Genomic DNA, 13,360 nt, shown 5'->3' with positions numbered 1-13,360 from the left:
TTTTTTCTACTTAAAACGATTTTAATTTTTTTAAATTTAAGCACCATTCTTTTAACAGGTATTATTAGTATCGAGTTTATTAGTATGTGGAAAAAAAATTTACATATTCTTTTTATTAATAATTAATTTTCTTCTAATATTATTTACCTTCTTTTGTATATTGCTATATTGATTAAATTATCTAATAAAAACATAGTACTAATTACCGAACCATAAAAATGGATTAACTAATTACCATGGTTTTAATTTTGCAACCTATTATTTTATCTGCATTACTTCAAGTTGATTGATATAGAGACTAATTTTATCTAGTAGTCCTAAACCATCTGATTCGGCAACATTGGCACCAGTTGCTGACGCTTTTTTCATGGCTAGTTTATAGTTGCTTTGAGCTGGAAGCCATTCGCTAAGAAATGCGGCTAGCGATGCATCTCCTGCACAAGCAGAACTCAATTGTTTTATGGATACTGAATTACAGAACCAAATATTTTTGTTATTAGAAAAATAAAGTCCTTTTGAACCCATAGTTAATAATATATTTTGTGCACCTTTCGAATGTACGTACTCTAACGCTGTAATAATTTGTTCAGTTGTTTCGGTGGTTAAACCAAAAATCTCTGTCAATTCATCATTATTAGGTTTGATAAGTAGAGGTTTATATGTTAATAAATCTTGTAATATAGGATGACTAATATCTAGAATTATTTTGATATTTTTACTTTGGCAAATTTTTAAAATGGATTGAAAATATTTTGGTTCGATATTTTGCGGTAAACTTCCACTAATAACTAAATAACTATCATTATTGAGAGACTCAATTATAGTTAGCATTTCGGTTTTTTTGTGGTCGGGAACGAAAGGTCCTTTTCCTACCAATTTATATTCATCTTTCCCATTGCTAATGAAAACATTAATTCGAGTAATGTCATCAATTAAACAAGGGATAGTTTCTATTTGCATCTTGGCTAATTCATCGAGAATATATTTTCCCGAAAATCCGCCAAAAAAACCTAATGCACAAGTAGCTTTATTTAATTTATGCAATACAATTGCAACATTGATTGCTTTACCGTTAGGACTATATTCAGTATATAATGTTCTGTTTACTGAATTAGGTTTTAGGTCGTGGCAATAAATATTCATATCAATTGCAGTATTTAGCGTTAGAGTATATATCATTTTACGCTCTATAATTTACCTGCACATCCACAAGTTGTAATGATCTTTTTGACAATTTCTTTCATTGCCGCTTTAGCTGGTTTCATATAATGCCGTGGATCATTAGCATCTGGATTTTCAATAAAGTATTGTTTTAGGGCATCAGAAAAAGCAATTTTTAATTCAGTTGCAACATTTACTTTACAAATACCACGTTTTATACATTCACGAACATCTTTATCTGGAACGCCTGAAGCTCCATGTAAAACTAATGGTATATCTACTACTGAACGAATTTCGGATAAGCGGTCAAAATCAAGTTTTGGTTCTGATTTATACATTCCATGTGCTGTACCTATCGCAATAGCCAGAGAGTCTATATTTGTTTTCTTAACAAATTCTATAGCTTGTTGTGGATTTGTATATAATGCATCTTTAGCATCGACAACCAGATCATCTTCAACACCACCAAGGCGGCCAAGTTCTGCTTCAACACTTACATCATAGCGGTGAGCATAATCAACAACACGTTTTACGAGGGCAATATTTTCCTCAAAAGGAAAGTGTGAACCGTCAATCATTACTGATCTAACACCGGCATTAATTTTGTTAGTTATATCATTGAATTCTTCATGATGATCTAAGTGTACTGCTAATGGAACATTATGTTTTCTTGATAGTTCATTGGCAATTGCAATGATATTTTCAGTTCCTGCATAGCTATATGTTCCTGGTGTACCTGCCAAAATGACCGGAGATTGACATTCTGCCACGGTTTCAACAATTACTTGCATTGTCTCTAAATTATGAATATTGAAGGCGGGAATAGCATACTGCTCTTTTTGGGCTTTTTTTAACATATTATGACTTGAGATAATACTCATTTTACTGCTCCTTAACTGTAGTGAACCTCATAACCTTAAGTTTCTTTCAAATTGGAATTACTTTTTTTCAATTATGATTGCAAAATGAAAGTTATACTAGTGTAAATTTTGTGAGATGGATCACAAATACTAACTTTTATCGCTGAATAAGAAATGTAATTGAGTATTTTTTTTGTCAAATATTTTTGATTAACCTAGAATATAAAATGACACTTCATATATATGAAAATTATATAGTTACAGTTTAAAACTGTTATGGTTTACTGTTGACCATTTATATGATGAGTTTTATGAGTCTTGTACGAAGTATTTACCATTAACATAGGAAGTGAAAATTGGCTAAAGCATCTTCAGCTCTATTGAAACGTCGATTGGATATCGCAAAAATTGTACGCCAAAATGGCGAAGTTAAAGTTGATGAGTTGTCTGGCCAGTTAAAGGTTTCTCATGTTACTATCCGACAAGATTTAACTTACTTAGAACAACAAGGATATTTAAAACGTTCATTTGGTGGCGCTATTTATATTTCTCCAGAAGGGCAAGTGCATAATTCTGTTGCAATAAATTCAAGTCAAGCTAAAGGCAATTCTAATATTGATTTAGCAAAAGCTTGCTTAAGCTATATTAACGACGGTGATACTATTTTTTTAGGCCATGGTTTTTTAATACGGAAACTAATCCCTTTTTTGCATAAAAAAAAATCATTACGTATTATTATGAATGATATAAAAAATGCCCAATTAGTACGTGAATTTTCCGATGCAGAAGTTATTTTAATTGGTGGCGTTTTATGTGAAGGAAATATTATTAAAAGCTGTAATGACCTAATAAGTATTCGCAATAAGTACACCATTTCCCATTTCATTTTCGAATTAGCAGCAATTGATGAAAATAATGATCTAATTATTGAAAATAGCGAACAAAAAGAAATATATCAACAAATCTTAAAAAACTCTGAACATACTATTGGTCTTTTATTAGAAAGATCTTTACTTGCTGATAATCATAGTATTGGTAAATTAAAACATATAGATGTCACAATTTTATCTAAAGCAGCGGTGACTGAATATCATCATCAATTGTTAAATTCTAATTTTAAACAAATTGCGATTAATAAATATTGTATGACTTATCATAATCTATTGGGGACATAACTAAGATGGAATTTAAAATTTGTACTATAGGTGAATTGCTGGTTGAATTTTTGGCAAAGGAAAGTAATCAACGCTTTGATAAGACAGGTGAATTTATTGGTCCTTATCCAAGTGGTGCTCCAGCAATATTTGCTGATCAAGTCGCTAAATTAGGTTTCCCTGTCATTTTTTTTAGCTGTGTGGGAAAAGACAGCTTTGGAAAAATGTGTATTAATCGGCTTAAAAAAGATGGGGTGATTATTGACGGTATTACATCACATAGTATGGCTAATACTGGTAGTGCATTTGTTAGTTATCAAGACCATAGTGACAGAGATTTTATTTTTAATATTCCCAATAGTGCATGTGGTTTATTATCGTTTAATCATATTGATGAAAAATTGTTAAAAGATTGTACCCATCTGCATGTTATGGGGTCTTCGTTGTACTCTTTTCGAGCCATTGATGCCATGAGAAAAGCCTTGGATCTCATTAAAAATAAAGGTGGAACAATTTCGTTTGATCCTAATTTACGCAAAGAGATGTTTAACATTCAAGAAATGGAACAATCCTTTGGTTATATTATGGAGTATACCGATATTTTCTTACCTAGCGAAAATGAGGTTTGTTATTTTGCTCAAAATAATGATGAGAGTGAACAACAAACTATGTCAAATTTGCTAAACAATGGTATCAAGCATATCGTTGTAAAAGGTGGCGCCAAAGGTGCCAATTATTATGGTTTAGATGAACAAAATTGTCTTAAAATGATTCATGTCGACGGCTTTAATGTCGATTCAGTCGATCCAACAGGGGCTGGGGATTGTTTTGGTGCGACATTTGTTAGTTTATTATTAGCTGGGTATTCTGTTGAAACTGCACTGCAATTTGCTAATGTGAGTGGTGCATTAGCAGTATCAAAACAAGGTCCGATGGAAGGAACATCTTCACTTATCGAAATCCAACAGTTTTTATCACAACATACATCAGTTTAATGTGGTAACGAAAACTCAATTTTCCTTATTACAAAAAAATCCCAATAACATTGTTATTGGGAAAACATAAGGAATAGGAAAACAATGAAATAAATGCATTGTCAAAAATAGTATGCTCTTTTTTTTAATAAAAGTAAGTAAAGGTATCTATATGTTGTTTAAATATTTAGTATTTTTTTTGTTAATATATAGTAAATAAAACTGTTGTCCTATTTTAATTAAATTTGTTATAAGAAAATTTCTAGCAATGAATTTAAGAATAACTTGCCATGATCTGTTATTTGCCAATTTTTTTCATCTTCCACTAAATAATTTTTTTCGATAGCAAGTGAAATCGATTGAGCAATAGATTGCATAGGTAAAAATGTTCTTTGTTCAAATTCAATTTTAGGTGTGGGTTCAAATAGTCTGAATCTATTCATAAAAAATTCAAAGGCTAACTCATCTTTAGCTACAGTATAAGATCGTTCTAAATAACGTCCTTGCATATATCCTTGTGGGTGTTTTGTTTTTACCGTACGAATAACGGTACCGTCATTTTGTGTTAGTTTACCATGAGCACCACAACCAATACCGATATAATCGCCGAATCGCCAATAATTTAAATTATGTTTACATTGATAATTTGGTTTTGCATAAGCCGATGTTTCATATTGCTGATATCCATGTTTAGTTAGCAATTGGTGGCCTTGTTGATAAATATCCCAGAGCATATCATCATCAGGTAAAACCGGAGGTTTAGAACCAAACAAGGTATTCGGCTCAATTGTTAGTTGATACCAAGATAGATGTGGTGGAGCGATTACAATTGCCTGTTTAAGATCATGTAATGCATCCTGAATTGTTTGATTGGGCAAGCCATGCATTAAGTCTAAATTAAAGCTTTTTAAATTTAAATCATGGGCTAACTTTCCTGCATCTATTGCTTCTTGTGGATTATGAATTCGCCCTAACTTTAAAAGTTTATCAGATTGAAAGCTTTGTACTCCAATCGATATACGGTTAATACCTGCTTGCTGATATCCTTTAAACCTCTCTACATCAACGGAATTAGGATTTGCTTCAATAGTAATTTCTGCATCATGATTAATTGGTACAATTTTATTTATTCTTATCAATAAGTTATTAATTAATTCAGCAGAAAAAAGGCTTGGGGTTCCTCCGCCGATGAAAATTGAATGGATGGAACGGTCGCGAGTAAGCAATACATCTTGTTTTAAATCATTGATTAAATGATCAATATATGAAGGATAATCTGGTGTACTCTTCATTTTATGTGAATTAAAATCACAATATGGACATTTTTGCACGCACCATGGCATATGTATATATAAGCTCATTGGGATTTTATACTGAAACATATGCCTTTCCTCAAATTTTTTTACAAAGTGTGAGTAACTGATAAGAAATAGCCGGCTATATTACTCCAATTTAGTAAAAAAAGCTTTTATTGTCTGTATTCCGTTTTTATAATTCGAATAATATGCGTACAATTGGATCTAGATTAAAGGCAGTATTCGCCAAAAAAATTAAAAAGTCAGGAGTAAATATGAGTATTATTAAGCAGATTTTAGATAGTTATGCTACCGGTTCATCATTGAGTTTATCAGTCCATCAAAATATATTTGGTGAATTACCTGTCTTAGTGATTAAACATCCAACATGTTCAGCAGCAGTATCGTTACAAGGTGCTCATTTACTATTTTGGCAACCTTCAACAGAAACTACACCTGTTATTTGGTTGAGTCAAAAAGCGAATTTTAAAAAAGAAATGGCAATTAGGGGTGGAGTGCCAATTTGTTGGCCATGGTTTGGTAAATTGGGTGATCCAATGCATGGTTTTGCTCGTTTAGTTGAATGGCAATTAGATTCTTGTAAAGAAGACAATAATGGTGTGGATTTAACTTTATCATTAACCAATAACCAACAGACAGAACGTTTTTTCACAAAACCTTTTCAGGCATGGTTAACCATCCATGTGGGACAAATTTGTGAAGTGACATTATCTTGTCAAGGAGATTTTGAAGCAACAAGTGCATTACATACTTATTTTGGTATTAATAATATTGATAATGTTACAGTTAAAGGTTTAGGGGATTCTTATCAAGATCGATTACCAGTTGAAAATAAACCGACTATTCTAGGACAACTAACCTTTAATCAAGAAGTCGATCGTGTTTATACTGATGCTGATGAAGCAATCACCATCTTTGATGGTAAGCGAACCATTAAATTAACTAATGTTAATGCAAGTGATGTCGTTACTTGGAATCCATGGATAGATAAAGCTAAAGCAATGGCTGATTTTGCTGATCAAGAATACCAATCTATGGTATGTGTTGAGACTTGTCGTATTAATAAACCATTAAAATTAGAGGCAACACAAAAATCAGTATATGGATTTAAGATTGAAGTGATTTAATCATTATCTTTTGTTTATTATAAATGCAATCAATATGTGACTTTGTCTTTATTGAGCTGATTATTTGATTGCGTTTACTCACATAACACATTATAATCCCTAGCGCTTTTTAGAGCACTAATTTTATAACCAACTACTGGGTCGCCTGTAATTGGTTTTTATTTTGAATAAATAAGAGAAATCAATATGTTTACATTAAAAGCTGAAGTAAGAAAAGAGCATGGTAAGGGTGCGAGCCGCCGCCTGCGTCACGCTGGTCAGTTCCCAGCTATTGTTTATGGTGGAACAGAACCTGCAGTTTCTATTGTGTTAGATCACAATCAAGTATTCAATATGCAAGAAAAACCAGAATTTTATTCTGAAGTATTAACTATTGAAATTGATGGTAAAGCAGTTAAAGTTAAAGTACAAGCAGTACAACGTCATCCATTTAAGCCAAAATTAGTTCATATGGATTTTGTACGCGCATAATTACTTATTGCTGAAGTACTATTCAACTTATCTTTAGGTAAAAGGTCACCAATATGGTGGCCTTTTATTTTTTTACTTGAGTCTAAAAAGACAAACACCTATTATTATGATTTATTCTATGAATTTGATGTATACTGTTAATCAATCATAATAAAATAAATTGTAGATGACACCATTTTAGGAGAACTTCATGTCTGATATCCCAGCTTGCGATTTAGTTATTTTTGGCGCTAAAGGGGATTTAACGAGGCGTAAACTTTTACCGTCTCTATATCAATTAGAAAAATATGGCAAGTTACCAAAACAGACAAAAATTCTAGGTGTAGGCCGTGCTGATTGGGATCAAAAGGCTTATGCTGAAGTAGCTAAAGATGCGTTGACCTCATTTATGTCCGAGCCTTTAGATGAAACTGTTTGGCAACGACTTAGTCAGCGTCTAAACTTTCATAAATTAGATGTTAATGATATATCAGGCTTTGATTCTTTAAAAAATAAACTTGAAAAATCGCATCCTGCTATTTTTTATTTTGCGATGCATCCGAATGCATTTGGGACTATCTGCCAAGGCTTAGCAGCTGCAGGTATGAACCAATCTCAAAATCGAATTGTCATGGAAAAGCCATTAGGTTTTGATCTACAATCATCGAAAGAGATTAATGATTCAGTTGCAAAATTTTTTAGTGAGTCACAAGTTTATCGTATTGACCACTATTTAGGTAAAGAGTCAGTTTTAAATTTACTTGCATTACGCTTTGCTAACCCTGTGTTTGCTGCATTTTGGGATAGAAATTCAATCGATCATGTTGAAATAACTGTTGCCGAACAAGTTGGAATTGAGGGCCGCTGGGGGTACTTTGATAAAGCTGGACAAATGCGCGATATGGTGCAGAATCATTTATTGCAAATTCTTACTATGATTGCCATGTCTCCTCCAGCAAATCTTGACGATAATAGTTTGCGTAGAGAAAAGATTGCTGTACTTAATGCATTACGTCCAATTAATAAAGCTAATATTCGTGAAAAAGTAGTTAGAGGACAATATACTGCCGGATTTGTTAATGGTATCAATGTCCCTGGTTATTTAGAAGAAGATGGTGCAAATAAACAAAGTAATACTGAAACATTTGTTGCTATTCGTGTGGATATAGATAATTGGCGTTGGGCAGGAGTTCCTTTCTATTTAAGGACGGGTAAACGCTTACCAAGCAAATGTTCTGAAGTTGTGGTTTATTTTAAATCTTTACCTCTTAATTTGTTTAGTGAATCTTATTCAGAATTGCCTCAAAATAAATTAACAATTCGTTTACAGCCAGATGAAGGTATGGACATTGAAATTTTAAATAAAGTACCTGGATTAGATAGTACTCATAATTTACAAACCACTAAGCTGGACTTAAGTTTTAGAGAAACATTTCATCAACATAGTGCTGACGCTTATGAGCGTTTACTATTAGAAGTGATGCGTGGCAGACAAGCATTATTTGTTCACCGTGATGAAGTTGAAGCAGCTTGGAAATGGGTTGATTCAATTATTAGTGCTTGGAATTTCGATAATGAATTACCAAAAACCTACCCTGCGGGTACTTGGGGGCCTGTCGCTTCAGTGGCTTTGATCACCAAAGATGGTCATTCATGGCATGAGTTTGAATAGAGGAATAGCGAAAATGTTTACATTAAATAAATACTCAAACAGTCAATTATTGATTGAAGATTTAGCTAACCATATTGTCAAAGAACTAAAAAAGGCTATTGAAAAAAAAGGACATGCATCTATCGCCGTATCCGGTGGAAAAACGCCTATACCATTATTTAAATTACTTAGCCAACAAGATTTAGATTGGCATAAGATTTTTATTACATTAGTTGATGATCGGTGGGTAGATGATACTGATGATGCAAGTAATGAGAAGCTAGTATTAACTTATTTACTACAAAATAAGGCTAAATTAGCTAATTTTGTCGGCTTGAAAAATAGTTGTGATAATCCATTCGATGGTGCAGAAATTACCGATAAAATATTAAATAAAATTCCGATGCCGTTTGATGTGTTAATTTTAGGAATGGGTGAAGATGGACATACCGCTTCCCTTTTTCCCGGTGCAGCTAATTTAATGGCGGGTTTAGATATGAAATCCGGTCGCAAAGTTGTCGGTATGACCCCATTAACTGCTCCACTTGATCGTATTACCTTAACTTTACCTACTATTTTAGATAGTGAAAATATCTATTTACATTTAGTAGGTGAAAGTAAGATGCAAGTACTTGAGCAAGCAGAACAAGGTAATGATATTAATCAAATGCCTATTCGTGCCGTCTTGCAGCAAAATAGAGTCAATGTTATTGGCTTTTGGACTGCAGCTTAACTAAATCAACCTTGCTAGTTTTGACTGGCAAGGTTCTAATTTACAGTCTAATGCTAAAAAAACCATTGTTACCAAAAGTCATTGTCCCTTTATGTTTATAATGTTTTGATAAATATAATTTTCTATTATAAAACATCTGTTTAGTATTTTATAACTATATCTATAATTCCTTTTAATGTTTTTTAGTACTTTATTTCAGTTGTTAGTATTTACTAGCAGTTATATACGTTTTCTACATTGGCAGAAATAAATTAATTAAATATCTATTATTTTATTAACTTTTGTGGTAAAAAGTGGGGTAAAGTGGTAAAAAATAGGATTCCAATTAACATATTGATTTTTTTATAATTTAAAAACAATAAAAATTGTTAATTATGGTGCTTTCATGTTTAGTGGTGCAATTTCAGTCAGTTTGGATAGTAAAGGGCGAATAGCAATTCCTACTCGTTATCGTGATTTCTTATCTGACGGTTTAGTTTGTACCATTGGTTTATATCATCCTTGTTTAACACTTTATTCAATGTTTGAATGGCAAAAAATTGAATTACAACTATCAACATTGTCGACTATTGTTGAAGTAGAAAGAAGAATTAAAAGGCTACTATTAGGTTATGCAACGGAATGTAATTTAGATAATGCTGGACGTATTTTACTACCACCAACTTTACGTACTTATGCAAAACTAGAAAAACATACTATGTTTGTCGGCCAATCCAATAAATTTGAGATTTGGGATGAAGGAATATGGTATCAACAAATTAGTGATGATATTGCTGCGTTACCAACAGATATTGAAAACTTATCAGATAATTTAAAAAATCTAACAATTTAATAAGAGTAAATAACAATGGATTATCAACATAAAACAGTTTTGTTAAATGAAGCTGTAACGGCATTGAATTTAAAAAAAAACGGTATTTATGTTGATGGGACTTTTGGTCGTGGAGGTCATTCTCGTTTGATCCTTGAAAAATTAGGGGATAAAGGGAAACTAATTGCAATTGACCGTGATGAGAGAGCTGAACAAGCAGCAGCTCAGATAAATGATCCTAGATTTACTTTTATTCGTGGTGAATTTTCTAACGTATATCAATATATTAATGAATTAGGATTATTAGGCTGCGTTGATGGATTTTTGTTAGATTTAGGTGTGTCTTCACCTCAATTAGATGATCCAGAAAGAGGATTTTCGTTTATGAGAGATGGGCCACTTGATATGCGAATGAATAATCATAAAGGTATAACTGCAAGTGAGTGGTTACTAAATAGCGATGAAAATGATATCGCATGGGTATTAAAAACTTTTGGTGAGGAAAAATTTGCTAAACGTATCGCGCGGGCAATTGTCGAGCAAAATCATATTGCACCAATTACTCGAACTCTAGAGCTAGCAAGTTTAATTGAAAAAGCGACTCCGAAGAAAGATAAAAATAAACATCCAGCAACACGCGCATTTCAAGCTATTAGGATTTACATAAATAGTGAATTAGAGGAAGTTGAACAAGCATTAAATAACAGTTTATCGATATTGGCTAATCAAGGAAGACTGGCTGTGATTAGTTTTCATTCCTTAGAAGATAGAATTGTAAAACAATTTATTAATAAACAGAGTAAAGGCCCAGATTTACCAGCAGGGTTACCATTAACAGAACAACAAGTTAAACAATATGGTAATGCTAAATTGAAATCGCTTGGCAAAATTAAGCCGAGTAATGATGAAATATGCGGTAACCCGCGTTCACGTAGCGCGATATTAAGGGTAGCAGAAAGGAAAAATGAATAGTAACCAAAAAAATGAAATTTATAACAGAACTGGTGTAGGAATACACAATCAAAAAAGACCAAGCAAAAGTTTATTTGGATTAATCCTTAATGATTTACTTGGCCATCAAAAAATTTCATTATTGTTATTGTTACTTATTATTATTTCTGCTGGCGCTGTATTAATAACAACACAGCAAGTACGTAAACAATTATTTGAACGTGAACAACTACTACTTGAACAAGATGTATTAGAAAATGAATGGCGTAATTTAGTTATTGAAGAAAATGTTCTTGCAGATCCAAAACGAATTGAGGAAAAATCTAAAAATCAATTAGGTATGTCGTATGTGACACCAGAAAATGAAACCGTTATTGTGATAAAGAGTAAATAATGAAGTTTACCAATAAAAATAAAAAAGATAACGTAAAACTTACTACGAAATTGAATAAAGGGAATAAATTAAATAGTAAAAAACAAGTTTTTACTATTAATCGATTCTACCTTGTATATAGCTTTATTATTTTGGCAATTATTGGTTTGTTTGTAAGATTGGCTATTTTACAAATAATAGAACCCGATAAACTTATTGCTGAAGCCAATAAACGTTCTATTCGCCATCAAGAAATGAGTGCGCCTAGGGCGATGATTACTGATCGTAATGGAAGGGCTCTGGCCGTTAGCGTTCCAATGTATGATGTTTGGGCAGATCCGAAAATAGTTATGCAAAAAGGTGGTGTTGATGCCAATGATATTCGTTGGCAAGGATTAGCAAAAACGTTAAATATTCCTATGTCGACATTAGAGCAAAAATTGAGTAATCCATCGATGCGTTTTGTTTATTTATCCAAACAAATTACACCAACTATATCGGATTATTTAAAAAAATTAAAATTACCAGGGATATCGTTTGCTAACACTTCAAAACGTTATTATCCTGCAGCGGAAAATATTGCTCAATTAATTGGCTTAACTGATATCGATGAGAACGGTACCGAAAAGGGTTCTGAAGGAATCGAAAAAAGTTTTAATAAATGGCTTATTGGTGAATCAGGGCAACGTATAGTAAGGCGAGATAGAGTTGGTCGCGTTATTGAGGAGCTAGAAAGGACAGAAAGTGAAATTGCTTCTGATTTGACGTTAAGTATTGATGAACGTTTGCAGTCGCTTGTTTATAGCGAGCTTAGCCAAGCGGTTGCATTTAACAAAGCCGATAGTGGTACAGCTGTTTTGGTCGATGTCCATACTGGTGAGATTTTAGCGATGGCAACCAGCCCATCTTATAACCCAAATAATCGTTCTTCAATTGATTATAATTTGTTACGAAATCGAGCCATAACAGATGCATTCGAACCAGGTTCAACGGTTAAACCTTTAGTTGTTATGGCTGCATTAGAAAAGAAAATAGCTGATTTGAACACTATTATAGATACTAGACCTTTTTTGGTTAACCGTTATGAAATAAAAGATGTCTCTTATCAAAAAGCATTAGATTTGGCTGGTATTTTGGAAAAATCAAGTAACGTAGGGGTAAGTAAATTAGCACTACAAATGCAATCAGATGATCTTGTCGAGTTTTATAGTCGTTTTGGCTTAGGTCAACCAACAGAACTTGGTTTAGGTGGTGAAGTTAGTGGTTCCATTGCTGCCGATAGAACAAGAAAATGGGCGGATATAGAGCGTGCAACATTTTCTTTTGGTTATGGCCTAAGTGTTACTCCATTACAGTTGGCTAGAGCTTATGCAACTATTGGCAGTTATGGTATTTATCGACCTGTTTCAATATTGAAAGTGACTGAGCCAGTAGAAGGTAAGCGTGTTGTAAGTGAAAAAATAGCCAAAAAGGTAGTGCAATTGATGGAAGCCGTGGCAGTAACCGGTGGCGGTACTAAAGCCTCAGTACCAGGGTATAGCGTCGGTGTTAAAACAGGTACAGCTAAAAAATTAGTTGGTGGTCGATATGTTAATCAGTATCTAGCTTATACCGCAGGTATTGCACCGGCAACAGGGCCAAAATATTCACTAGTTGTGGTAATTGATAATCCAAAAGCAGGACAATATTACGGAGGCTCCGTTTCAGCACCTGTTTTCAGTCGAATTATGGGTGGTGTCCTTAGAACAATGAATGTAAAACCAGACCGCCAAGTAAATGGCCAAATGATCGTATATTAG

At 33.0% G+C, this 13,360-nt stretch carries 13 protein-coding genes; 10 read left to right on the top strand and 3 right to left on the bottom strand.

Going from position 1 to position 13,360, the window contains the following annotated elements; translation table 11 throughout:
• Positions 1-258: 258 nt before the first annotated feature.
• Positions 259-1,179 (bottom strand): 1-phosphofructokinase family hexose kinase, encoded by a 921-nt coding sequence (locus B6D18_RS07545; protein ID WP_086363892.1) that lies wholly within the window; start codon positions 1,177-1,179, stop codon positions 259-261.
• 8 nt (positions 1,180-1,187) lie between these two features.
• Positions 1,188-2,042, bottom strand: a complete 855-nt coding sequence (locus B6D18_RS07540; protein ID WP_086363891.1) for a tagatose bisphosphate family class II aldolase — start codon at positions 2,040-2,042, stop codon at positions 1,188-1,190.
• 335 nt (positions 2,043-2,377) lie between these two features.
• Between B6D18_RS07540 and B6D18_RS07535 the strand changes: the two genes are divergently transcribed.
• Complete coding sequence (locus B6D18_RS07535; protein WP_086363890.1) at positions 2,378-3,196, top strand: DeoR/GlpR family DNA-binding transcription regulator; 819 nt, start codon at positions 2,378-2,380, stop codon at positions 3,194-3,196.
• A 5-nt stretch (positions 3,197-3,201) separates the two neighbouring features.
• Positions 3,202-4,170, top strand: coding sequence for a sugar kinase (locus B6D18_RS07530; protein WP_086363889.1), 969 nt, complete (start codon positions 3,202-3,204; stop codon positions 4,168-4,170).
• A 227-nt stretch (positions 4,171-4,397) separates the two neighbouring features.
• Here B6D18_RS07530 and hemW read toward each other — a convergent pair whose 3' ends face one another.
• Positions 4,398-5,531 carry a radical SAM family heme chaperone HemW gene (hemW, locus tag B6D18_RS07525; protein ID WP_086363888.1) on the bottom strand — a complete coding sequence of 378 codons (1,134 nt, stop codon included), beginning with the start codon at positions 5,529-5,531 and terminating at the stop codon, positions 4,398-4,400.
• A 188-nt stretch (positions 5,532-5,719) separates the two neighbouring features.
• Here hemW and B6D18_RS07520 point away from each other — a divergent pair, with 188 nt between their 5' ends.
• From B6D18_RS07520 to ftsI, 8 genes are all read left to right on the top strand, one after another.
• Positions 5,720-6,592, top strand: a complete 873-nt coding sequence (locus B6D18_RS07520; RefSeq protein ID WP_158092540.1) for a D-hexose-6-phosphate mutarotase — start codon at positions 5,720-5,722, stop codon at positions 6,590-6,592.
• Positions 6,593-6,778: 186 nt separating this feature from the next.
• Positions 6,779-7,063, top strand: a complete 285-nt coding sequence (gene rplY / locus B6D18_RS07515) for a 50S ribosomal protein L25 (protein WP_086363886.1) — start codon at positions 6,779-6,781, stop codon at positions 7,061-7,063.
• Between the two features lie 190 nt (positions 7,064-7,253).
• Complete coding sequence (gene zwf, locus B6D18_RS07510) at positions 7,254-8,714, top strand: glucose-6-phosphate dehydrogenase (RefSeq protein ID WP_086363885.1); 1,461 nt, start codon at positions 7,254-7,256, stop codon at positions 8,712-8,714.
• Between the two features lie 13 nt (positions 8,715-8,727).
• On the top strand, positions 8,728-9,426 hold the full coding sequence (gene pgl, locus B6D18_RS07505; RefSeq protein ID WP_086363884.1) for a 6-phosphogluconolactonase: 699 nt from the start codon (positions 8,728-8,730) through the stop codon (positions 9,424-9,426).
• Between the two features lie 385 nt (positions 9,427-9,811).
• Entirely contained in the window at positions 9,812-10,258 is a 447-nt protein-coding gene (mraZ, locus tag B6D18_RS07500) for a division/cell wall cluster transcriptional repressor MraZ (protein WP_086363883.1), read from the top strand.
• Positions 10,259-10,273: 15 nt separating this feature from the next.
• A complete protein-coding gene (gene rsmH / locus B6D18_RS07495; protein ID WP_086363882.1) occupies positions 10,274-11,209 on the top strand; it encodes a 16S rRNA (cytosine(1402)-N(4))-methyltransferase RsmH in 936 nt (311 codons plus the stop codon).
• Positions 11,202-11,582, top strand: a complete 381-nt coding sequence (gene ftsL, locus B6D18_RS07490) for a cell division protein FtsL (RefSeq protein WP_086363881.1) — start codon at positions 11,202-11,204, stop codon at positions 11,580-11,582. The genes rsmH and ftsL overlap by 8 nt, the downstream gene beginning before the upstream one ends.
• The gene (ftsI, locus tag B6D18_RS07485) at positions 11,582-13,360 is read left to right on the top strand and encodes a peptidoglycan glycosyltransferase FtsI (RefSeq protein WP_086363880.1); all 1,779 of its coding nucleotides are present in this window, start codon (positions 11,582-11,584) and stop codon (positions 13,358-13,360) included. Before ftsL ends, ftsI begins: the two co-directional genes overlap by 1 nt.

It is taken from the genome of Gilliamella sp. A7, from assembly GCF_002142015.1.
Classification (GTDB): domain Bacteria; phylum Pseudomonadota; class Gammaproteobacteria; order Enterobacterales; family Orbaceae; genus Gilliamella; species Gilliamella apis_A.
The sequence above is the reverse complement of the archived record's forward strand: the minus strand, read 5'-3'. Positions and strand labels throughout refer to the sequence as shown.